Annotated in this window: 26 protein-coding genes and 1 tRNA gene; 15 read left to right on the plus strand and 12 right to left on the minus strand. The window is 73.3% G+C overall.

All coding sequences use genetic code 11. From position 1 onward, the window contains the following. Positions 1–38: 38 nt before the first annotated feature. Entirely contained in the window at positions 39–1,124 is a 1,086-nt protein-coding gene (locus tag IF651_RS12600; RefSeq protein WP_191829482.1) for a hypothetical protein, read from the minus strand. A 14-nt stretch (positions 1,125–1,138) separates the two neighbouring features. Then, positions 1,139–1,714, minus strand: coding sequence for a dCTP deaminase (gene dcd / locus IF651_RS12605; protein ID WP_191829483.1), 576 nt, complete (start codon positions 1,712–1,714; stop codon positions 1,139–1,141). Positions 1,715–1,798: 84 nt separating this feature from the next. Here dcd and IF651_RS12610 point away from each other — a divergent pair, with 84 nt between their 5' ends. Further along, on the plus strand, positions 1,799–2,080 hold the full coding sequence (locus IF651_RS12610) for a hypothetical protein (protein WP_191829484.1): 282 nt from the start codon (positions 1,799–1,801) through the stop codon (positions 2,078–2,080). Between the two features lie 6 nt (positions 2,081–2,086). Here the strand turns inward: IF651_RS12610 and IF651_RS12615 are convergent, their stop codons facing one another. Continuing rightward, a complete protein-coding gene (locus IF651_RS12615; RefSeq protein WP_206715307.1) occupies positions 2,087–2,617 on the minus strand; it encodes an NINE protein in 531 nt (176 codons plus the stop codon). Between the two features lie 114 nt (positions 2,618–2,731). Here IF651_RS12615 and IF651_RS12620 point away from each other — a divergent pair. From IF651_RS12620 to IF651_RS12640, 5 genes are all read left to right on the plus strand, one after another. Beyond that, positions 2,732–2,805: transfer RNA gene (locus IF651_RS12620), tRNA-Gly, on the plus strand. A 106-nt stretch (positions 2,806–2,911) separates the two neighbouring features. Then, a complete protein-coding gene (locus IF651_RS12625; RefSeq protein WP_191829486.1) occupies positions 2,912–3,643 on the plus strand; it encodes a GntR family transcriptional regulator in 732 nt (243 codons plus the stop codon). After that, positions 3,640–4,635 (plus strand): ADP-ribosylglycohydrolase family protein, encoded by a 996-nt coding sequence (locus IF651_RS12630; protein ID WP_191829487.1) that lies wholly within the window; start codon positions 3,640–3,642, stop codon positions 4,633–4,635. The genes IF651_RS12625 and IF651_RS12630 overlap by 4 nt, the downstream gene beginning before the upstream one ends. Before the next feature lie 48 nt (positions 4,636–4,683). Then, entirely contained in the window at positions 4,684–6,207 is a 1,524-nt protein-coding gene (locus tag IF651_RS12635) for a purine-cytosine permease family protein (protein ID WP_191829488.1), read from the plus strand. Then, complete coding sequence (locus IF651_RS12640; protein ID WP_191829489.1) at positions 6,207–7,145, plus strand: PfkB family carbohydrate kinase; 939 nt, start codon at positions 6,207–6,209, stop codon at positions 7,143–7,145. Before IF651_RS12635 ends, IF651_RS12640 begins: the two co-directional genes overlap by 1 nt. Before the next feature lie 63 nt (positions 7,146–7,208). Here the strand turns inward: IF651_RS12640 and IF651_RS12645 are convergent, their stop codons facing one another. Then, entirely contained in the window at positions 7,209–7,901 is a 693-nt protein-coding gene (locus IF651_RS12645) for a FadR/GntR family transcriptional regulator (protein WP_191829490.1), read from the minus strand. A 107-nt stretch (positions 7,902–8,008) separates the two neighbouring features. On the opposite strand from IF651_RS12645, the gene IF651_RS12650 reads away from it, so the two are divergent. From IF651_RS12650 to IF651_RS12660, 3 genes are all read left to right on the plus strand, one after another. Next, complete coding sequence (locus tag IF651_RS12650; protein ID WP_191829491.1) at positions 8,009–8,590, plus strand: gluconokinase; 582 nt, start codon at positions 8,009–8,011, stop codon at positions 8,588–8,590. Between the two features lie 81 nt (positions 8,591–8,671). Then, complete coding sequence (locus IF651_RS12655; protein WP_191829492.1) at positions 8,672–10,054, plus strand: GntP family permease; 1,383 nt, start codon at positions 8,672–8,674, stop codon at positions 10,052–10,054. 100 nt (positions 10,055–10,154) lie between these two features. After that, on the plus strand, positions 10,155–10,709 hold the full coding sequence (locus IF651_RS12660) for a gluconokinase (RefSeq protein ID WP_206715314.1): 555 nt from the start codon (positions 10,155–10,157) through the stop codon (positions 10,707–10,709). Between the two features lie 69 nt (positions 10,710–10,778). On the opposite strand, the gene IF651_RS12665 is transcribed toward IF651_RS12660, so the two are convergent. The 3 genes from IF651_RS12665 to IF651_RS12675 form a co-directional block, all read right to left on the minus strand. Next, on the minus strand, positions 10,779–12,326 hold the full coding sequence (locus IF651_RS12665; RefSeq protein WP_191829493.1) for a hypothetical protein: 1,548 nt from the start codon (positions 12,324–12,326) through the stop codon (positions 10,779–10,781). Between the two features lie 82 nt (positions 12,327–12,408). Then, positions 12,409–13,665: a hypothetical protein gene (locus tag IF651_RS12670; RefSeq protein ID WP_191829494.1), complete on the minus strand. Its 1,257-nt coding sequence runs from the start codon at positions 13,663–13,665 to the stop codon at positions 12,409–12,411. A 111-nt stretch (positions 13,666–13,776) separates the two neighbouring features. Beyond that, a complete protein-coding gene (locus IF651_RS12675) occupies positions 13,777–14,844 on the minus strand; it encodes a VIT1/CCC1 transporter family protein (RefSeq protein ID WP_241744410.1) in 1,068 nt (355 codons plus the stop codon). Between the two features lie 109 nt (positions 14,845–14,953). Between IF651_RS12675 and IF651_RS12680 the strand changes: the two genes are divergently transcribed. Then, the gene (locus IF651_RS12680) at positions 14,954–15,325 is read left to right on the plus strand and encodes an FKBP-type peptidyl-prolyl cis-trans isomerase (RefSeq protein ID WP_191829496.1); all 372 of its coding nucleotides are present in this window, start codon (positions 14,954–14,956) and stop codon (positions 15,323–15,325) included. Between the two features lie 10 nt (positions 15,326–15,335). Here IF651_RS12680 and IF651_RS12685 read toward each other — a convergent pair whose 3' ends face one another. Together IF651_RS12685 and IF651_RS12690 are read right to left on the minus strand one after the other, a co-directional pair. Next, on the minus strand, positions 15,336–15,545 hold the full coding sequence (locus IF651_RS12685) for an Lsr2 dimerization domain-containing protein (RefSeq protein ID WP_191829497.1): 210 nt from the start codon (positions 15,543–15,545) through the stop codon (positions 15,336–15,338). Positions 15,546–15,630: 85 nt separating this feature from the next. Beyond that, a complete protein-coding gene (locus IF651_RS12690) occupies positions 15,631–16,359 on the minus strand; it encodes a DedA family protein (protein ID WP_191829498.1) in 729 nt (242 codons plus the stop codon). Between the two features lie 218 nt (positions 16,360–16,577). Between IF651_RS12690 and IF651_RS12695 the strand changes: the two genes are divergently transcribed. Genes IF651_RS12695 through IF651_RS12705 form a run of 3 tightly spaced genes read left to right on the plus strand, consistent with a single transcriptional unit; the run spans position 16,578 to position 18,631 of the window. Beyond that, positions 16,578–17,144, plus strand: coding sequence for a ribonuclease HI (locus IF651_RS12695; protein ID WP_191829499.1), 567 nt, complete (start codon positions 16,578–16,580; stop codon positions 17,142–17,144). 27 nt (positions 17,145–17,171) lie between these two features. Then, on the plus strand, positions 17,172–17,606 hold the full coding sequence (locus IF651_RS12700) for an ester cyclase (RefSeq protein ID WP_191829500.1): 435 nt from the start codon (positions 17,172–17,174) through the stop codon (positions 17,604–17,606). A gap of 32 nt (positions 17,607–17,638) precedes the next feature. Continuing rightward, positions 17,639–18,631: a DNA-3-methyladenine glycosylase family protein gene (locus IF651_RS12705; protein WP_338403939.1), complete on the plus strand. Its 993-nt coding sequence runs from the start codon at positions 17,639–17,641 to the stop codon at positions 18,629–18,631. A gap of 69 nt (positions 18,632–18,700) precedes the next feature. Here the strand turns inward: IF651_RS12705 and IF651_RS12710 are convergent, their stop codons facing one another. The 3 genes from IF651_RS12710 to IF651_RS12720 form a co-directional block, all read right to left on the minus strand. After that, complete coding sequence (locus IF651_RS12710) at positions 18,701–18,877, minus strand: hypothetical protein (RefSeq protein WP_191829501.1); 177 nt, start codon at positions 18,875–18,877, stop codon at positions 18,701–18,703. 102 nt (positions 18,878–18,979) lie between these two features. After that, positions 18,980–19,657 (minus strand): DsbA family oxidoreductase, encoded by a 678-nt coding sequence (locus tag IF651_RS12715; protein ID WP_191829502.1) that lies wholly within the window; start codon positions 19,655–19,657, stop codon positions 18,980–18,982. Positions 19,658–19,681: 24 nt separating this feature from the next. Beyond that, the gene (locus tag IF651_RS12720; RefSeq protein WP_206715317.1) at positions 19,682–20,341 is read right to left on the minus strand and encodes a DinB family protein; all 660 of its coding nucleotides are present in this window, start codon (positions 20,339–20,341) and stop codon (positions 19,682–19,684) included. 122 nt (positions 20,342–20,463) lie between these two features. Between IF651_RS12720 and IF651_RS12725 the strand changes: the two genes are divergently transcribed. Together IF651_RS12725 and IF651_RS12730 are read left to right on the plus strand one after the other, a co-directional pair. After that, positions 20,464–21,108, plus strand: a complete 645-nt coding sequence (locus IF651_RS12725) for a histidine phosphatase family protein (RefSeq protein WP_338403940.1) — start codon at positions 20,464–20,466, stop codon at positions 21,106–21,108. Between the two features lie 55 nt (positions 21,109–21,163). Then, positions 21,164–21,721 (plus strand): PH domain-containing protein, encoded by a 558-nt coding sequence (locus IF651_RS12730; RefSeq protein ID WP_191829503.1) that lies wholly within the window; start codon positions 21,164–21,166, stop codon positions 21,719–21,721. The last annotated feature ends 11 nt before the right edge of the window (positions 21,722–21,732 follow it).

The following is a 21,732-nucleotide window of genomic DNA, read 5'->3' on the forward strand; positions in this document are numbered from 1 at the left end:
CTCCGTGCCGTGGCTGCCGACCGGGCCCTACGCCGAGGTCAGAGGTCCTCGGGCTCGACGAGGAACTCCGACTCGTCGGCGATCTCCCCGCCCGCGGCGGCGTGCAGGGTCCGGGTGATCGCCGCGACGGCCTCGCCCGCGCGCTTGCGCGCGACTCGGTGCTCGAGCGACGGGTGCTCCTGCTGGGACTCGACGAGGTCTCGCGGCTCCCAGCGCACGCGGTAGCAGACCGCTCCCTGCGACGCCCACGGCAGCGCGCGCAGCAGCAGCGGGAGCCGGTCCTCGCCGCCGACCTCGACCGCGACCATGCCGTCCATCGCCAGGTCGACCAGCAGGCCGTACCCGTCGAGGACCGTCCCGGTCGTCAGCGCCGCGATGTCCACGTCGTCGGCCCGGGCGTGGATCGCGCGCCGCAGCTCGGGGTCCATCTGCTCGCCCGGGTACAGCGGCAGCTCGCCGATCCCGCGCGGAGGTCCCCCGTACGACCGCCCCTCCGTCGCGAGCGTGACACGCGGGTGCAGCCGCGCGACGACCGCCCGCGCGGCGTCCGGGTCCAGCCAGACGTCGGAGTACAGCGTCATGTCGATCGCCGCCCCCGGGTCCGGGGTGAGAACCACCGCGGGCGCGGCCGGGTTCCCGACGTCGGTCCGCAGCGAACCGCCCAGGCGGCGTGCCGTCGCGACGAGCCACGCGACGACACGCTCCTCCTCGCGTGCCGGCATGCCGCCGGGAAAGGCACGGGCGATCCCGTCGCGGTCCCCGCCGCCGGGGTACGGCGCCTCGCCGCGCTCGCGCGGGCACACGACGTCGAACACCATCTCGGTGCCCGGGGGCAGGCCGGCGCCCGACGGCGCGTACGGGCCCGTGAGCGTCGTGTGGCGGGAGGTGCGCAGCACACCGGGCTGCCCCGGGCCCACGGTCCGCGCCGGCGGCACGAGCGGGTCGGTCCCCGCCGGGGCGGCGTCCCAGCGCGCCCCGCCGAACCGGGACAGCGCGAGGGTCTCGAGCTCGTCGACCAGCACGTCGCCAGGCAGCGCGAGCAGGTGCCGCGACTGGTACGACTGCGCAGATCCGACCCCGTGGGGGTCGGGGAGCGGGAGGAGCCGGGTCGTCGGGGGAACCATGGTCCGAGGGCTCCTCACACGTCCGTCCGGTGGAAACCCTGCCACGAGCGCGACGCCGTCGGGCCGCGCTGGCCCTGGTACCGCGACCCGTACACGCTCGATCCGTAGGGGTTCTCGGCGGGCGAGGAGAGGCGGAAGAAGCAGGTCTGGCCGATCTTCATCCCCGGCCACAGGGTGATCGGGAGCGTCGCGACGTTGCTCAGCTCGAGAGTCACGTGCCCGGAGAACCCGGGATCGATGAACCCGGCCGTGGAGTGCGTCAGCAGCCCGAGCCGGCCGAGGCTGGACTTGCCCTCGAGCCGGGCCGCGACGTCGTCGGGCAGCGTGACCGACTCGAACGTGGAGCCGAGGACGAACTCCCCCGGGTGCAGGACGAACGACTCGCCCGGCTCGACCTCGACGAGACGCGTCAGGTCCGGCTGCTCCTGCGAGGGGTCGATGAACGGGTACTTGTGGTTGTCGAACAACCGGAAGTACCGGTCGAGGCGCACGTCGATGCTCGACGGCTGCAGCATGCTCGGGTCGTACGGCTCGAGGCGGACACGCCCGGCGTCGAGCTCGGCGCGGATGTCGCGGTCGGAGAGCAGCACGGGGCCACGCTAGCCGACGCCGCGAGGTGCGTGGTGCCAGGTCCGTCGCTAGGTTCGCGGGAACGTCGAACGAGGGAGACCACCATGAAGTCGAAGATCGCGCTCGTCGTCGGCATCGGCATCGGGTACGTGCTCGGGACCCGGGCCGGCCGCGAACGGTTCGAGCAGATCCGGGGCAAGGCCGAGGAGCTGTGGCACTCCGAGGACGTCCAGTCCGCCGTGGGCTCGGCGCAGGAGAAGGTGACGGCGGTCGCCAAGGAGCAGGGCGCCAAGGTCGCCGGGGTGATCAAGGAGCAGTCGGTCAGCGCGCTCGGGCGGCACAAGGACGAACCCGACCCGAAGAGCGCCGACGACTTCCGGATCTGAGCGGCGTCAGGCGCGCAGCGGACGGCCCGTCGAGTCCACGGCGTACGAGCCCTGCTTCGCGGTCAGGTAGAGGATGCCCTCCACGAGTCCCCAGACGGACACCGCGACCGGCGCCAGCCCGAACGTCGGGAACGCGCCGAGGACCGACACGAGCAGCATCGTGAGGCCGATCCCCGTGTAGCCCAGGTAGAACCGGTGGATGCCGAGCGACCCGAGGAGGATGCCGAGCAGGCCCGCTGCGAGGCGTGACTTCGCTGCCGGGTCCTGGTTCGGGTCGTAGCCGTACCCGTATCCCGGGGCCACCGGGGGGTACGCGGCGCCGGGCTGACCGTACGGCGGCTGGCCCGCGGGCGGCCCGTAGGGCGGCTGGCCGGCGGGCTGTCCGAACGGCGCACCCTGGGGCGCGTGACCGTAGGGCGGGTTCGCGGGGGTCCCGTAGGGCGCGCCCTGCGGAGGCTGCCCGTAGACGGGCTGGTCGCCGGGCACGTTCGGCTCCCCCGGCTGCGGGGGCTGCTGGTGGTACGGGTTCTCGGACACGGGGCTCCTCGCAGGCGGTTCGGGCATCGGGCGTCTCGTCCGCTATGATCGGGGCGCGCGCTGGTTCGCCGAGGATCCTCCCAGAGGTTCGCAGGCGGACGCCACCAGCGCCGCGCGGGTGTAGTTCAATGGTAGAACTTCAGCTTCCCAAGCTGATAGCGCGGGTTCGATTCCCGTCACCCGCTCCAGCACGCGAAGGGCCCCGACCGCCGTCGGGGCCCTTTCTGCATCTCCCGGCCATCGTGCGCCACCGGCCCTTGACAGCGGACTGTACAGGTGTGTACATGTATATACATGGCAGCCAACGTCGTCTACGGCAAGCGGGACCTCGTCGTCGAGGCCCTCGCGCAGAAGATCCGTTCGGGAGCGCTCGCGCCCGGACAGCGTCTCGAGGGCGAGCACCGGCTCGCCGAGGAGTTCGACGTCTCACGGGGGACCATCCGCCAGGCCTTGTCCGAGCTGGCCCGGCAGGAGCTCATCGCGACGCAGTCGGGCATCGGCTCGTTCGTCACGTTCGACGACAAGCCGCTCGACCAGCGCCTCGGGTGGGCGCAGGCGCTGTCGGACGCAGACGCACAGATCGTGACCCGGGTGCTCGCCATCGCAACCGTCGCGCCCGACGACGCCCCCGACCTTCCCGCGATCGTCCCCGGCGGACCCCTGGTGGCGGTGCGTCGCACGCGCGAGCTCACCCGACCCGAGCTCCCGGACGTCGTGTCGTTCGAGAACGCGTTCGTCCCCGCGACCGGAGTGCTCCGGGACCTGCCGCGGACCGGCCTGCGGGACGGTTCGTTGTCGGCAAGCCTGGCAGCGGCCGGACTGAGGCCCGCACGGGGCGAGCAGCGTGCAGCCCTCCACCGCCTCACCCGCGACGAGGCCCGTGTCCTGCGGCGCGAACCCGGCGACGCGTTCCTGCGGACCGCGCGCACCTCGTTCACGAGCGACGGCCGCTTCGTCGAGCACGTCGTCTCCCTGCTCGACCCCGACCACTTCCAGCTGCACTACACCTTCGGAGACCAGCGATGACCACGGACCTCCAGCAGGACCGAGCCGTCGGTGCGCTCACCGGACTGGCGATCGGTGACGCGCTGGGCATGCCGACGCAGTCGATGTCACGCGACCAGATCAGCGCACGGTACGGCCGCATCACCGGCTTCGTCGCGGCCGCGGCGGACCAGCCGATCGCCCCCGGCATGGCGGCCGCGTCGATCACGGACGACACCGAGCAGGCGCTCCTGCTCGCGCGCCTGCTGGTCGAGGGCGCCGGCCGTCTCGACCTGCAGACGTTCGCCCAGGCGCTCGTCGACTGGGAGAGGTCGATGATCGAGCGCGGCTCGCGCGACCTGCTCGGCCCGTCGACGAAGTCCGCCCTGGTCGCTCTCGAGCACGGCACCGACCCCGCGCTGACCGGCAGGTACGGCACCACCAACGGCGCCGCCATGCGCGTGGCACCGATCGGGATCGCCTCGCGCCCGGGCGCGGGCCTGCACGGTGCCGTGGAACGCTCAGCGCAGGTCACCCACAACACCGGGCTCGCCATCTCCGGGGCTGCAGCGGTCGCGACCGCGATCAGCGCCGCCCTCGACGGGGCCGGCACCGACGAAGCCCTCGACGCGGCGGTCGAGTCCGCGCACGCGTGCGAGTCGCGCGGCCACTGGGTCGCCGGCGCCTCCGTCGCGAGCAGGTTCACGGCGCTGCGGCCGATCGCACGAGCGCTCGACGATCCCGGCCTCACCGCGTTCCTGTACGAGGTCGTCGGAACATCGGTGCAGTCCCAGGAGTCCGTCGTCTCGGCCCTCCTGCTGGTCGACCGATACCGGGACGACCCGTTCGCCGGTCTGTGCACCGCCGCGAGCCTCGGCGGGGACACCGACACCGTCGCTGCGATGGCCGGCGCCGTCCTCGGCGCGCTGCACGGCGTCCACGCCTTCCCTGACACGGCGGTCGACGCGGTCCTCCGCACCAACCACCTCGATCTCGACGACCTCGCCGCGCAGCTTCTCGCGCTGCGCGGCTGACCTTCCGACCACCCCGGCCGACCCCGGCCGGCGACCAAGGAGACGACGATGTCCACACTCACGCCAGGGACTCCGGCGCCTGTCGCGGCCGCGCCCACGCAGAGGGCTCTCGCCGCCGTCGAGCAGCGCGGCATCGAACCGGTGCCCGTCGACGAGCGCACCGGAAACCCGATGCAGCTCTTCTGGGTCTGGTTCGCCGCGAACATCTCGGTGCTGGGCCTACCGCTCGGTGTCGCTCTCGTCGCGAGCGGGCTGTCCGTGTGGCAGGCGGTGATCGCCGCGGTGCTCGGCGCGTTCGGGTCGTTCGCCGTCGTCGGCGTGATCTCGATCGCGGGTCGTCGCGGTGGTGCGCCGAGCCTGACGCTCTCCCGGGCGACGTTCGGTGTCCGGGGGAACATCGGACCGACGATCGTCTCGTTGTGCTCGCGGCTCGGGTGGGAGACGGTCAACACCTCGACCGCCGCGCTCGCCTTCGTCACCATCTGCTCCATCGCCTTCGGCACCGGGGCTGCGGCGAAGCAGGTCCCGGTGCTGACGATCATCGGTGTCGTCCTGTTCGTCGCCTGCACGGTCGCGGTCTCGGGCCTCGGGCACGCCGCCATCCTCGTGGTGCAGAAGTGGTCGACCTGGATCTTCGGCGCGATCAACCTCGTCGTCATCGGCTTCCTCGTCGTGAACATCGACTGGTCTGCCGTGCTCCAGGCCCGTGGCGCGTCGACCGCGGTCGTCATCACGGGCATCGGGACGATCGCGGCAGGAACCGGGATCGGCTGGGCGAACTCGGGCGCCGACATGGCGCGGTACCAGTCCCCCTCGGCGACGGCGGGGCGCCTGATCGCCTCCGCGTCGGCCGGCGCGGGGATCCCGCTCGTCATCATGATCTCGATGGGCTCGATGCTCGGCACGTCGAGCTCGAGGGTGCTCGAGTCGCCCAACCCTCTCGACGCGATCCGCGACACGCTGCCGACCGGCGTGGCCATCGTCTACCTGATCGTCTCGTTCGCAGGCCTGCTGCTCTCGAACCACCTCTCGGTCTACTCGGCCGGCCTCACGACCCTCACCCTCGGCGTCCGGCTCGAGCGGGTCTACGCCGTCGTGGTCGACGTCGTGATCACCACGACCGCCTCGCTGTGCTTCCTGCTCATCGCCGACGACTTCTACGGCCCGTTCATCACGTTCATCTCGCTGCTCGCGGTCCCGATCATCGCGTGGGTCGGCGTGTTCCTGGTCGACATGATCGGCCGCCGCACCTACGACGCGGACGCGTTGCTGGACCTGAGCCGCCGCTCGGGCTACTGGTACACCCGCGGTATCGCCTGGCGGGCCTTCGGGTCGTGGGCGGCCGCGATCGTCGTGGGCGCGCTGTTCCTGCAGATCCAGCCCGGTGACGTCCCGTGGTTCACGGGCGCGCTGCACGACTCGTGGCTGGGTCACAACGGTCTGGGATGGGCGGTCACGGGCGTCCTCGCCGCAGTCTTCTACGCCGTCCTCGGTGGCGCGCGTGCCGGCCGCGCCGGTACGCCCGACACCTCCGGGACGGATCGTCGCCCGGCGCACGAGGGGGATCGCTGATGCCCAAGGTGGTGCACACCGGTCAGGCGATCGTCGATCTCGTCATGGAGGTCGACAGGCTCCCGACCGCCGGAGGAGATGTCTTCGCCTCGGCACACCGGTTCGCCGTGGGTGGTGGCTTCAACACCATGTCCGCCGCCTCCCGGGACGGAGCGACCGTGGTCTATGCGGGCGGTCACGGCACCGGACCGTTCGGCGACATGTGCCGCGAGGCGATGGCCGCGGAAGGCATCGCTGCCGTCGCGCCGGTGGGCACGACGATGGACTCCGGCTTCTGCGTCGCGATCGTCGACGGCGAGGCCGAGCGCACGTTCGTGTCGACGCTGGGCGCAGAGGGCCAGGTCACGATCGAGGACTACCGGGCCGCCGACGTCGGGCCCGAGGACGTCGTCTATGTCAGCGGGTACTCGCTGCTGCACGCCAGGAGTCGCGAGGCACTGCTCACGTGGCTTCCCGACCTGCCGTCGTCGGTCACTCTCGTGGTCGACCCGTCACCCGTCATCGGGCAGGTGCCCGCCGACGTCGTGCGCGCCGTCGCGCAGCGCGCCGACGTCTGGACGTCCAACGAGGACGAGGCCACAGAGCTCGCCCGCATGCTCGACATCCCCGGTTCCGGTTCCGAGCTCACGGCAGCCGTCGCCCTCTCGCTCCGTTGCACGGTCGTGCTGCGCAGAGGCGGCGCGGACACGCTCGTGGCCGTGGCCGACGACGCGGTGCGGGCCGTCCCGGTACCAGCAGTCCGGGCAGTGGACACCAACGGTGCAGGCGATGCACACACGGGCGTGCTGTGCGCAGCGATCGCAGGCGGGCTCGGCCTGGACGTCGCCGTCCGCCGGGCCAACGCGGCCGCAGCCTTGGCGGTCACTCGTCGGGGACCGGCGACGTCACCTACCGCCTCGGAGATCGACGCGCTGCTCGACAGGCTCCCCTCGCAGTGATCGGGACCGCTCGCGGACAGCGGCACCCAGCGGTCCGACCCGCCTGACCGGGACGGCGCACGGTCACGTATCGGCGGGGAGCGCTCGTCGCACCTCGCCCACGATCGAGGACATCGCTGCCTCTGCGGCCTCGGGGTCTGCGTCCGCGACGGCGCGCGCGACGGCCTCGTGCTGGTCCAGCGCCTCTGGGACGGGCGATGCCGGCATGAGGCCGAGGTGGGTGCGTCCCGACAGGACGGCGGCGACGACGCCCGCGAGCGCCCCGAACATCTCGTTGCCGCTCTCGCGCAGCAGCAGCTCGTGCATGCGGATGTCGAGCCGCAGGAACTCCTCGAGGTCCCCTGCCTCGCCGAGCACCCGCATGCGCGTCGCGGTCTCGACGAGCGACGCCCGCGCGGCGTCGGACGCGTTGCGAGCGGCTCCGGCGGCGGCGAGGGGTTCGACGGCGTGCCGCAGCTCGGTCAGCGTCCGCAGCTGGGCGTCGCGACCAGGGCCTTCGAGCCGCCATCGGATGACGCGCGCGTCCAGCACGTTCCACTCGTCGGCACCGAGCACGACGATCCCGACGCGCCTCCCGGAGCGTACGAGCCCGAGCCACTCGAGCAGGCGCATGACCTCGCGCGCGACGGTCCGCGAGACCCCGAACTCGGTGCCGATCGACTCGAGCGTGAGCGAGGTGCCGGCGGGGACGTCACCACTCGTGATGCGTCGGCCGATGGTGTCGAGCACGGTGGTGTGCAGGGCCGTCGTCGCCATGTCGGCGAGCCTAGTGCCGAGGATTGGTGTGATCAATCGCTTGCCAATGGTGCTATCAATGCGTCATGGTGGAGCATCCGAGACCGAACGACACGGAAGTCGACGACATGGACACCGACGTCAGCTCCACCGCGAGCGCACCCGACGCGCCCGACGCCCCCGAAGCGCTGCCCGAGCATCTCGTCGTGATGGGCGTGGCAGGCTCCGGCAAGACGACGATCGCGACGCTGGTCGCGGAGCGCCTCCACACCACCTACGCCGAGGCGGACCAGTTCCACCCGCAGGCCAACATCGACAAGATGAGCGCGGGGACCCCGCTCACCGACGACGACCGCTGGCCATGGCTCGAGGCCATCCGCGACTGGCTCAGCAGCGAGGCCGACGCCGGACGGTCCGGCGTCGTGACGTGCTCGGCGCTGAAGCGCTCCTACCGCGACCTGCTGCGGACGGCTCACGGGAGCGTCTGCTTCGTCCACCTCGACGGATCGCGCGAGCTCCTCGGCGAGCGCATGGAGCATCGCAGCGGCCACTTCATGCCGACGTCCCTGCTGCCGTCGCAGCTCGCGACGCTCGAGCCCCTCGCCGACGACGAGCGGGGGTTCACGCTCGACGTCTCGGCCACGCCCCTGGACCTGGCGGACGAGATCCGCGACCGCACGAACCTGCAGGTCGCCCCCCGGACGCGCTGACGCCGCGGATGCACCGACGCCGCGCGGACGCACCAAGACCCGACACACCAGACCCCTGACCACGACGTCGACGGAGACACCATGCCCCCCGAGGACTGGACCCAGACCCTGACCGCCGGACCCCTGCTCGCGATCGCCGCGGGCGCCATCGCGGTCCTGCTGTTCCTGATCATCAGGCTCAAGCTGCACGCGTTCCTCGCACTGATCCTCGTCAGCCTGCTGACCGCGCTCGTGGCGGGCATCCCGACGGGCTCGATCGTCGAGGTGCTCACGACCAGCTTCGGCTCGACCCTCGCGACCGTGGCGCTCCTCGTCGCGCTCGGCGCCATGCTGGGCCGCCTCGTCGAGACGAGCGGCGGCGCGCAGGTCATGGCCGACTACCTGATCGGGAAGTTCGGCGAGAAGCGGGCGCCGCTCGCCCTCGGCATCGCGTCCCTCATCTTCGGGTTCCCGATCTTCTTCGACGCGGGCCTCGTCGTCATGCTCCCGATCGTCTTCTCCGTCGGTCGCAAGCTCGGCGGCTCGTTGCTGCTCTACGGCCTGCCCGTCGCGGGCGCGTTCTCCGTCATGCACATCTTCGTCCCACCCCACCCGGGTCCCGTCGCGGCCACGGAGTTCCTCGGCGCCAACATCGGCATCGTCATCGCGCTCGGCCTCGTCGCCGCGATCCCCACCTGGTACGTCACGGCCTACCTCTTCAGCCGCTACGTCGGCAAGCGCATCACGCTGCCCATCCCGAGCATCCTCGGCACGGCGGACGAGGAGCAGATCCAGAACCCGCCGAAGTTCAGCACCGTGGTGCTCATCCTCCTGCTGCCGCTCGTGCTGATCTTCGCCAACACGGGGCTCGACGCGCTGGGCGCAGCGGGCACGGTCGACCGGGACAACCCGGCGGTGCAGGCGCTCCGAGCCGTCGGTGCCACGCCCATCGCGCTGCTCATCACCGTCCTGGTGGCGTCGTGGGTCCTGGGTCGCCGCCGCGGGCTCAGCGGGACGGCGCTGGAGAAGACCCTCGACTCCGCTCTCGGCCCCGTCTGCTCCGTCATCCTCATCACCGGTGCGGGCGGCATGTTCGGCGGCGTACTGCGCGCGACGGGTATCGGGGACGCGCTCGCCGACGTGCTCGGCGACCTCGGGCTCCCGGTGATCGTCGCCGGGTTCCTCATCGCCGCGATCCTCCGGGTGGCCCAGGGCTCCGCGACCGTCGCGCTCACCACGGCGGCCGGCCTCATCGCTCCCGCCGTCGCCGCCGGTGGTTTCAGCTCGGTCGAGCTCGCCGCGATCGTGGTCGCCGTGGCCGCCGGGTCGGTCGTGCTCAGCCACGTCAACGACTCGGGGTTCTGGCTCGTCGGCCGGTTCTTCGAGATGGACGTCAAGACCACGCTGCGCACCTGGACCGTCATGGAGACCGCGATCGGCGTCATGGGCTTCGCGATCGCGGCGCTCGTCTTCGCGGTCGCCTGACCGGGACCGTCTGCCGCACGTGGCGGGCTCCGTCGCTGCTCAACGACAGCCGTAGAGTGCGATGCGCACGCACGCTGCCGCACCCGACGACAGGGACCCCATGGACCGCACCGACGACGCACGCGCCCCCGGCACGACGCCGGAGCACGTCGTCGTCATGGGCGTGTCCGGATCGGGGAAGTCGACGGTCGCGGGGCTGCTCGCGGCCCGCCTGCACACCACGTGCACCGAGGCGGACGCGCTCCACACCGCGACGAACGTGCGCACGATGCGGTCCGGCACACCGTTGACCGACGCCGAGCGCCAGCCATGGCTCGAGTCGGTCCGCGACCGCCTGAGCAGCGAGGCGGACGCCGGGCGGTCGGCCGTCGTGACCTGTTCCGCGCTCAAGCGCAGCTATCGCGACCTGCTGCGCACGGCGCGGGGCGACGTGTGGTTCGTCCACCTCGACGGCGAGCCGGAGCTCCTCTCGTCCCGCATGGGACGTCGCACGGGCCACTTCATGCCCGCGTCGCTCCTGGCGTCCCAGCTCGCCGCGCTCGAACCGCTGGACGACGACGAGCGCGGGTTCGTCCTCGACGTCGCACAGCCGCCCGAGGAGCTCGTGGACGAGATCCTCGCGCGGACGCGCACGCCGGACGTGCGCGACGTCTGACCCTTCGGGCGGGTCGGCGGCCACGCCCGGACGGCGCCGCGCGAGGTGCGCGACGCCGCCCGGAACCTGTTACGACCGACCGTGCCCGAGCATCCGGGCGTACGCGTCGCGGTCCGCCATGCCCGGACGACGACGACGCAGCCCGCGCATCGCCAGACCGAGCGCCGTGAGCAGGCCGGCCATCACGAGCAGACCCACATCACCAGACGTACCGGTCGTCGCGAGGGTGGAGGGCCCCTCGGCGGCCACCCAGGTCCCCTGCGCCGAACGCAGGCCCGACGACGACGCCATGTCCGTCACCGGGTAGGAGACCCGGACCACCGAGTCACCGGTCGACCCCGTGGTGCCCGTCGGGCCCGAGGGGTCCGCCGGGTTCGTCGGGTCGGTGGGATCCGTGGGGTCCGTCGGGTCCGTGGGATCCGTGGGGTCCGTCGGGTCCGTGGGATCCGTGGGGTCCGTCGGGTCCGTGGGGTCCGTCGGGTCCGTCGGGTCCGGGTCGGCAGCGGCGTTCGCGCAGTCCGCGCTCACGTCACCCAGCACTCCCACCCCGATGCACGAGACGTCGACGGGAACCGTCACAGGCAGGTCCACGTCCACGTCGGGCAGCGACCCGAGCAGGTCGTCACCCAGGATCCCGTCCTCACCGAGCAGACCTCCGTCGCCCAGGATCCCGTCCTCACCGAGCAGACCTCCGTCGCCCAGCAGCCCCTCGTCGCCGAGCAGCCCGTCGAGGAGTCCGTCGTCGTCCACGAGCCCGTCGTCGTCCAGGAGCCCGTCGTCACCGAGGAGTCCGTCGAGGAGATCGCCGTCGGTGTCCACCGGGCTGCTCGGACCGCCGGTCGGGGCGCCGTCGTCGCCTGTTCCCGTCGTGCTTCCGCAGCTCACGGCCGCGTCGCCGAGGATCCCTGCTCCGATGCACGAGACGTCGACCGGCACCGTGACCGGCACGTCCACGTCGAGGTCGGCCGAACCGGCGTCCGCGGGCTCGGCGGGCGCGACCGGCTCGGGCGCCGGGGCCCCCGACCCGTCCACGGTCGCGTCCCCCAGGACGCCCACCGCGACGTCGGACACGTCGACCGGCACCGTGACCGGCACGTCCACGTCCACGTCCGCCGGCTCGGCCGGCGACTCGGGCGCGGGCTCCGGCTCCGGCTCGGGGGCGGGCTCGGGGGCCGGCGCGGGCTGCACCGACTCCTCCACGGCCGCGTCCCCCAGGACACCCACCGCGACGTCGGACACGTCCACCGGCACCGTGACCGGCACGTCCACGTCCACGTCCGCCGGCTCGGCCGGCGACTCGGGCGCGGGCTCCGGCTCCGGCTCGGGGGCCGGCTCGGGCTCGGGGGCCGGCTCGGGCTGCGTCGGCTCCTCCACGGTCGCGTCGCCGAGGACGCCGACCGCGACGTCGGACACGTCGACCGACAGGTCCACCGGGACGTCGACGGACACGTCGGGCAGGACCTCGGCGACGTCGCTCAGCTGAGCGTCGACCGCGACGTCGAGTCCGGGATCGCCGAGGCCGTCGCCCTCGGCTGCGTGGGCCCCTGCGGCCCCGACGACCACGAGGCCGCCTGTGACGAGCGCTGTCCTCAGCGCGCGCCGAACGAAGGTATGCATGATGAGTTCTCTTCCTGTCTGAGGTGAGGTGGCGCATCGGCGCCGGGTCGCGTGCCGCGTCCGAGGGCGCGGGGCGACCGCCTCAGGCAGGAGAGACGGGGACGTCGAAGAAGGTGCCGGACAGCTCCGCGCGGGCGTCGCCGCCCGCGACCAGCCACGTCCGCACCGGGGCGGACAGGGCGTCGGGCCCGACGGCGGGGTGGTCTCCCGAGCCCGCACGCTGGCCGACGTTGCCGGAGGACCCGGGGGACGTGGCGGGTGCGTCGTTCGCGGGGGCACGGGCCGGCCCGCCGGTCTCGTGCGACCCGACGGCGGACGACGGGGTGTCCTGCGCCGGCGCGGCGGCCACGTCGAGGCGCGAGGGGACCCCTCGCTGGGGGCTCGCCGTGCGGACCGCGTCGACGACCGCAGGGCCGTCCTGCGGTGCGGACGCCGAGGAGCCCTGCTCCGGTGGGACGAGCTCGCGCACAGGGCCGTCCGGAGGGCTCGCCGGGACACTGTCCGCAGGGCCGTCGGCGACCGCGTCCGGGCCGGCTGAACCGGATCCGTCCGCACCGGGCGCCGTCGGCAGCACGGGGGCGAGCGGCTCGAGCGGGGTGAGAGGCGCGATCACGGGACCCACGAAGGGATCGGTGACGGGCGCGAGGGAGTCGACGACGGGCGCCACGAGGTCGAGCACGGGGTCGGTGACGGGCGTGAGGGCGGGGGCCGCCGCCTCGAGGACGGGGTTGACGATCGACGCCACGGCACCGACGACCGGTGTGAGCGACGGGGCGACGGAGTCCGCCACCGGGGTCGTCACCGGCGCGACCGCTTCGGTCACCGGGCGAACGACGTCGGCGACGGGCTCGACCACCTCGTCGACGGCCGGCGCGACGGGCTCGACGACCTGCTCCACCACGGGGGCGACCGGCTCGGCGACCTTCTCGACCACGGGGGCGACCGGCTCGACGACCTGCTCCACCACCGGCGCGGCCGGTTCGGTGGCCGTGCGGACGGGTTCCGCGACCTTCTCGACGGGTTCCGCGACCTTCGCGACCGGTTCGGTGACCTTCTCGACGGGCTTCACGACCTCCTCGACGACCGGCTTCACGACCTCGTCGGTGACCGGCGCGACCACGTGCTCCACGAGCGGGTCGACCACGGTCTCGACGGTGGAGGTGACGGGCTCGAGCGCCGTGCCGAGACCCAGAGGGTCGTGCTCCGCGGCGGTCGCGCCACCGGCGGTCGCGATGCCGAGGGCGACGCCCAGACCCAGCCCGCCGCTGGTCATGAGCCCGCGCAGCAGCCAGCGGCGGACGCCGTGGCGCCTGCCCTGCGCTTCCTGCGTGCCGGCCATGACCGTTCCCCTGAGTCGGTGCGTGTGCTGGACACCCGGCCCGTCGTCGGACCGGTGCCGTCCCAACGTAGGCACATCGTGCGGGTTATCACCACCCGACGCGACCGGATTTCACCCGACCGTTGCTCCGAACACCAGACCGAGGACGTACGTGGCGGCAGCCGCGCCGTACCCGATCGCGATCTGCCGCAGCGCACGCGACAAGGGCGAGGTCCCGGACAGGAGGCCGACGGTCGCGCCGGTCGCGAGGAGCGCGATCCCGACGAGGGCGGCCGCGAGGGCCACCGCGGGGAACCCGCTCGACCCGAGCAGGTACGGCAGCACCGGGATCAGCGCGCCGGAGGCGAAGAAGAAGAACGATGAGACCGCGGCACCCATCGCGGTCCCGTGCGTCTCGTGCTCGTCGTCGCTGGGCGCGGGCGCGATCTCGGTGGTGGCGCTGTAGGTGCGCAGGACCTCCGCCGCGTGCCCCTCGGCCTCGTCGGCGGACATGCCGCGCGCCCGGTAGACGAGCGCGAGCTCGTTCGCGTCGACGTCGAGGTCCGGCAGTGCCGCGGACGCCTGCGGGCTCGGGGTCGACGCGTCCAGCAGCTCTCGCTGCGAGCGCACCGACACGTACTCGCCCGCCCCCATCGACAGGGCCCCGGCGAGGAGGCCGGCCAGCCCGGACAGCAGGACCGTGGCGTTCGAGGCACCCGACGCCCCGATCCCGAGGATGAGCGCGAGGTTGGACACGAGACCGTCGTTCGCGCCGAACACCGCGGCACGGAAGGTGCCGGACATGCGGTTGCGTCCGCGCGTCGCCAGCCCGCGAACGACCTCCTCGTGGATCCGCTCGTCGGCCGCCATGGTCGCGGTCGCGTCGTCGTCCGTGTCGTAGCTGGACCGTGCCTCGGCGCGCTGTGCGAGCGCGAGGACGAAGACCCCGCCGAAGCGGCGCGCGAGCCAGCCGAGCGACCGGGTCCGCCAGGCCCCCCGCAGGGGCATGCCGACCTCGTCCCCCAGCAGGTCGAGCCAGTGCTGCTCGTGACGGCGCTCCGCCGCAGCCAGGGCGAGCAGGATCTCGCGCTCCTCGCCGGTGCGGCGGCTCGCGAGGTCGCGGTAGGCGGCGGCCTCGGCGCGCTCGTCCGCGAGGTAGCGGCGCCACCGGCGGACGTCTCGTGGTTCGGGTCGGGGCATGGGTCCATGATCGCGAAAAACGTGCCGCCGGTGTTTCGCACGGGCGAACTGCCGTGCCCGGCATGCCCGCGACCTGCGGTCCGGGTCCCCCGCGTGATTGGATCGAGGCATGAGCACACAACTGGAACGCCCCGAGGTCGACCCGCCCGAGGGTCCGGCCCCCACCGAGCTCGTCGTCGAGGACATCACCGTGGGTGACGGCCCGGCCGCGACGCCCGACTCGACGGTCGACGTGCACTACCTCGGCGTGGAGTACGAGACCGGCGAGGAGTTCGACGCCTCGTGGAACCGCGGGCAGTCGATCAACTTCCCGCTGCGCAGCCTCGTCGCGGGCTGGCAGCAGGGCATCCCCGGCATGCAGGTGGGCGGGCGTCGCAAGCTCGTCGTGCCGCCGGAGCTCGCCTACGGTCCCGCCGGAGGCGGGCACCGCCTGTCCGGCAAGACCCTCGTGTTCGTCATCGACCTGCTCGGCGTCTCCTGACCCTTCCGGGTCACCGGCCGGGGCCGCCCGACGCGCGGCTGCCCCGGCCCACCCGCCGGCTCGCGTCGATGTAGGGCTGCAGGGCGCGCAGGAAGTCGTCGCGGTGCTCGTCGCTGAGGTCGATCTCGTACCGCGCGTCCTGCCACGCGAAGCGGTAGGTCTTGGCACCTTCCGCGCCGTCGAGGTCGTCCGTCACGGTCACCTGGGTTCGCTGGGCCACCCGACCATTCTGCCGCACCCGGTCCGGGTCGTCCCTGCTCGTCCTCGTCCCGCCGTCGTCGGCCACGAGCCGCGGCGGCGCTGGTTCATCCCGGTCCGGCGGCACACCCGACGAGCGGCGTCGGAGCCGTCGGCCCGTCCTCGACGTCCGAGGGACGCGGCTCGACCGCGAGCGGTCGCCGGCGGGCGACGGCGTCCCGGCGGCCGCTCCACCACGACGCCGCGCGGTCGACCACGAAGCCGAGCAGGATCCCCGCCACGACGCCGACGGCGACCGCCAGCAGCGGCTGGTCGCCGAGCCACCGCGCGGCGAGCATGCCGAGCGCGACCGACCATCCCGCCCAGACGACGGACGCGACGGCCGAGACCCCCATGAACCGTCGTCGTGAGAACCCGACGGCGCCGGCCGTGACGTTGACGGCGGTACGCCCCACCGGCACGAACCGGGCGCCGAGCACGACCGAGGACCCCCTGCGGTCGAGAGCCCGGGCCGCCCAGGCGACGGTGCGCCGACCCCGGGCGCCGCGCAGGACCGGCAACGAGCGCGTACCGAGCGCGCGGCCGAGGGAGTACGCGAGCTGGTCCCCGCACCACGCCCCGAGCGCGGCCACGAGGAGCACGAGCGACCAGGCGACGCCGCCGCCCTCCTGTGCGGCCACGGCCAGCGTCACGATCACCGTCTCCCCCGGCACGGGCGGGAAGAACCCGTCGGCGGCCGTCGTGGCGAAGAGCGTGGGCAGCGCCCACGCCGAGTCCACGAGCGCCAGCAACCACGCCTCGACCTGCCCCCAGAGCCCTGCGATCCCGTCGACCATGGGATCCAGGTTGCTGCTTCTGCCGGCCGTGCACCATGGGGTATCCCCCCGGTCCTACCCTGAGGCGCCCCCGACGCGCACCGTCGCGGCGGCACGCCGGCGGTGCCGTGTCCGGGTGGTGCGCCGGGCCCTGTGGACCGCCGGACGGCGCGTCCCCGCGGTGGTGGACAATGAACCGCGAGGAGTGACCGAGAGAGCACCGTGGAGCGAGGAGCACTGTGATCACTGTCAGCACCGACGGCTCGTGCCTGCGCAACCCGGGCGGAGCGATCGGGTGGGCGTGGATCAACCACGACGGCACGTTCGACTCCGGCGGCGCCGAGAGCGGGACCAACCAGGTCGCCGAGCTCACCGCGCTGCTGCAGGCGGTCCGCTCGCACCCGGGCACGGACCCGCTGCTCATCGAGTCGGACTCGCAGTACGCGATCAAGAGCGCGTCGGAGTGGGTCGTGGGCTGGAAGCGCAAGGGGTGGCGCACGGTCGGCGGACAGCCGGTGAAGAATCTCGAGCTCGTCCAGGCCATCGACCGCGCCATCGACGAGCGCCCGGGACCGGTGCGCTTCCGGTGGGTGCGCGGGCACGTCGGCAACGAGTTCAACGAGCGGGCCGACCAGCTCGCGGGCCTCGCCGCCCAGGACTGGGCCGCGGGGCGCGGGCACCTCGACGGCACCCTCGTCCCGGAGCTCGGCCACGGCGCGGCCGGTCGCGCGCCCGCGCCGGCGGTGTCCTCCGCGCGGATGTCCGCGGCAGACCCTGCCTGGGACATGGACACGCTCTTCGACTGAGGGCACGCCTGGGGCATCCTGGGGCACGTGACGACACGCTCCCCCAGCGCCCTGGTCCGCGATTTCTTCGACGTCGTACGGTCCGGCCGCGAACCCGGTCGAGCCGGTGAGTTCATGGCTCCGCTCGTGCGCGCGCACCAGGTCACGTCCCACGCGCCGACGACCGTCGAGCGGACGCCCGCCGAGTACGCCGAGCACGTCGGGGCGATGGTCACGGCGTACGGGCACTTCTCGCTGACGGTCGACGAGCTCCTCGCGGACGACGACCGGGTCTACGTCCGCTGGACGCAGCGCGGTCGCCACCTCGGGGACGTGGACGGGATCGCGCCGACCGGGCGCGAGGTCGTCGAGGTCGCGAGCTGCGTCTACCGCGTCGCGGCCGACCGCGTGGTCGAGTACTGGATCCAGGTCGACCGTGCCGGCCTGGCCGCGCAGCTCGCGCGAGGTCCCGCGGCCCGCTGAGTGGTGTGGGACACGGGTGGGACCATGGGTCCGTGACCGTCCTGCCGAGCTCGATCCCGAGCGTCTCGCTCGCCGGCCCCGGGCCGGGGCACCGTGCCGACGAGCCGCGCGTGGGGCGCGTCGTCTCCGACCGCCCGCTCGACCTGCACCTGACCCTCGACCGCCTCGCGCGCGGCCCGTACGACCCGACGTTCCGCCGCACGCCAACGGGCGACGTCTGGCGCACGAGCCGCATGGCGTCGGGCCCGGTGACCTGCCGCCTGTTGCAGACCGGGCCGCGCGACGTCGTCGGGCAGGCGTGGGGAGCGGGCGCGGACGAGGCCCTGGACTCGCTCCCCGGGCTCCTGGGCGAGCACGACGACGCGACCGGGTTCGCCCCGCCGGCCCTCCTGCGCGACGCGCACCGCCGAACGCCCGGGCTGCGCGTGCCGCGCACGGGCCGCGTCATGGAGGCGCTCGTCCCGGCGATCCTCGAGCAGCGCGTCCAGGCCGTCGCCGCCTGGCGCTCGTGGGCGTGGCTCCTGCGTCGGCACGGCGAGGTCGCACCGGGGCCGGCCGGACCGGCCGGGATGCTCGTCGTGCCTGACGCCGCGACCTGGGCCTCGATCCCCGTGTGGGACTGGCACCGGGCCGGGGTGGACCCCGGCCGAGCGCGCACCGTCACGGCCGCCGCTCGGGTCGCCCGCCGGCTCGAGGAGTGCCCGGCCGTGCTCGACACGCACGGCGCCGCGGCCGCGCACGCTCGGTTGCAGGTCGTGCCGGGCGTGGGCGTGTGGACGGCTGCCGAGGTCGCGCAGCGCGCGCTCGGCGACGCCGACGCGGTGTCCGTGGGCGACTTCCACCTCGCGAAGGCCGTCGGCTGGGCGTTGGAGGGCGAACGGGCCGACGACGAGCGCATGCTCGAGCTGCTCGCCCCCTACGCCCCGCACCGCTACCGCGTCGTCCGGCTGCTCGAGGTCTCCGGCCGCGCACGACCGCCGCGTCGCGGACCGCGCCTGTCGATCCAGGACCACCGCGCAGGCTGACGGACCGGCACCCGGAGACCGTCCGGGCACCGCGCCGTCACCGTCGGCCTCTCGCGGCCCGCGTCGTGCTCAGTCGGGCAGCGCGCAGGTCCCGTCGGCGCACGTGCCGGCGTCGCCGCCGACCATCGTGAGGCCGGCGGCGGCCTCGCGCTGAGGGGCCGCTGCCTCCGCGGCAGAGACGCTGATCAGCGTCGTCCGTCGCGGGTTCGCGGTCGAGTGGAAGACGTTTGCCGTCATGTCGGTCATCCGGACCTCCTCGTGGGACCTCACCGGGTGTTCGCCCAGTCTCGGTGGTACTGCGTCGCACGGCGACCCGGTCGGGGTCGGCCGCGCTGTGAGATGCGTCGCTCAGGCGGCAGCGACCTCGGCGGCGGCCTGCTCGATGGCCTGGACGAACACCGCCGGGTCCTGTGCGCCCGAGATCCCGTACCGGCCGTCGACGACGAAGAACGGGACACCGTTGATGCCGTAGGCGCGGGCCTGGTCGATGTCCGCCTGGACGGCGTCGGCGTACCGGTGGTCCGCGAGCGCCGCCGCGACCTCGTCCCGGTCGAGCCCCACCTCGGCGGCGAGGTCGGCGAGCTCGTCGGCGCGACCGACGTGGCGCCCGTCCTCGAAGTACGCCTTGAGCAGTCGCTCCTTCATCTCGAGCTGCTTGCCGTGCGCCTTCGCGTGGTGGAGCAGCTCGTGCGCCGTGAGCGTCTTCGTCTGGTGGACCGCGTCGAAGTCGAACGCGAGACCCTCCGCGGCGGCGAGCGTCGTCATCTGGCCCAGCATCTGCTCGACCTGATCGTGCGGCATCCCCTTGTGCCCGGCGAGGAAGTCGACCGCGCTGCCCTCGAAGTCGACGGGCGTGTCCGGGGAGAGCTCGAAGGAGTGGTACTCGATCTCGACGCGCGGACCCGTGCCGGTCTCGGCGAGGCGGCCCAGCGCCGTCTCGAGGCGGCGCTTGCCGACGTAGCACCAGGGGCACGCGACGTCGGACCAGATGTCGACCTTGACGGTCGTGGGAGCAGGTTCGGTCATGGACCGTTCAACCAGCAGGTGTGCTCATCGATTCCCCGGCGACGGTGTGACGTGCGTGGCGCGGTAGAGGTCCTGCAGGACCATGATCTCGGCACCGTGGTGGACGAGCTCGCGGTTCATGTGGGCCACGAGGTGCACGAACGGCGACTGCGCGTCGATCGGCGTCGCCTGGCTGAGCCCCACGGTGAAGGCCTCGTCGTCACCGAGGGCGTCGACCCCGACGCGCCACCGGTCCACCTCGTGCCGCAGGCCGGCGACGGCCGGCCCGACCTCGCCCGAGAACTCGACCGAGTCCCGGCGGCGCTCGTGCGCGCCGAACGTCCACTCCCAGCGTTCGAGATACGCCTCGGTGAGGTGGGCGACCAGCCACGCGATGGTGCGGGGCTGCGGCGAGTCGGCCCCCTCGGGCCACTCCATGACCCACTCGCCCGGACCGAGCGTGCGTGGCGTGCGCTCTGTGCCCCGCCGCACCACGCGCAGCGCGCCCGGCCCGGGTTCCCACTCGAGCTCGTCCTGCGTCACGGTCGCGAGCCGGTCCGCGAGCTCGAGCCACGAGAACCCGAGCTGCCCCCGGACCACCGCGAGCGCGGTCGGGACCTGGAGGACCGACCAGTCGAACTCCGGGCTGCCGTAGACGGTCGAGCCGTCCTCCGCCTGATGCACCACGAGCTGCTCCTTCGCCACGTCGTCGTCCTGCCGTCGCACAGGACGGTACGACCGACCACCCACACCCGCTCGCGCCCCCGCGAGCGGTCCGCGCGCCGTCGGGCCATGCTGGCAGCAGACCCCGACCAGGAAGGCCGACCGTGAGCACCCACGACGAGCTCGACCCCCAGATGGTGCTGCTGCGCCACGGCGAGACGGAGTGGAGCGCCAGCGGGCAGCACACGGGGACGACGGACATCGACCTGACCGCGGCCGGCGAGCAGCAGGCCGTCGCCGCAGGCGTGTGGATCCAGCGGTGGGCGGACGAGCGGGGGCGGGGGCCCGCCACGGTCCTGTCGAGCCCGCTGCGACGCGCGCGCCGTACGGCGGCGCTCGCCGGCTTCGCCGACGCGCCGACGGACGCCGACCTCGTGGAGTGGGACTACGGCCCTGCCGAGGGTCGTACGACCGCCGAGATCTCGGCCGAGCTGGGACGCGAGTGGCTCGTGTTCCGCGACGGGGTGAACGTCGTGCCGTCCGCAGACGAGCGCCGCGGCGAGGAGGTCGAGGAGGTCGCGGCCCGTGCGGCACGCGTCCTGGCACGCGTCGAGCCCACGCTGCAGGAGGGCGAGGACGTCGTCCTCGTCGCACACGGGCACCTGCTGCGCGTGCTCGTGACCCAGTGGCTCGGGCTCGACCCGCACCTGGGTGCGCGGTTCGAGCTCGGCACCGCGGCGATCAGCCTGCTCGGGTACGGGCACGGGCTGCGCACGGTCGAGGGCTGGAACCTGCCCCCGGGTCGCTGAGCCGACCGCGGACGCGTCTCCCGCCGCAGGGCCCGGCGGTGGCACCATTCTCCCCATGGGACTGAGCGAGAAGCACCTCACCGACGGTGAGCACGTCGTCATGGAGCTCAAGGAGCACGCGAAGGCGCTCTTCTGGCCGATCGCCCTGCTCGTCGTGCTCGTCGTCGCGGTGGCGGCGGCCGTCGTGCTCGTGCCGGACGCCGTCGTCCGGTGGGTGGTCGCGGGGATCGCCGCGCTCGCCGCGATCGTCTGGGTGTTCGTCCCGTGGCTGCGCTGGCGCACCACCGAGTACACCGTGACGAACAAGCGCATCTCGATGCGCTCCGGGATCATCACGCGCACGGGCCGCGACATCCCGCTGTACCGGATCAACGACGTCAACTACGAGAAGGGCCCGATCGACCGGGTCTTCGGCTGCGGGACGCTGGTCATCTCCGACGCCTCCGAGAAGCCGGGCCTCGTCCTGCACGACGTGCCCGACGTCGAGAACGTGCAGGTGCACCTGCACGACCTGCTGTTCTCGGCGGACGACGGGTCCGACGACGGCGAGTGGCCGCCCCGCGAGCCCCCGCGCGGTCGACACGCACCCCGGATCCCGCGCGCCGAGCGCTGAGCGGGTCGGTC

Source organism: Cellulosimicrobium arenosum, assembly GCF_014837295.1.
Classification (GTDB): Bacteria; Actinomycetota; Actinomycetes; order Actinomycetales; family Cellulomonadaceae; genus Cellulosimicrobium; species Cellulosimicrobium arenosum.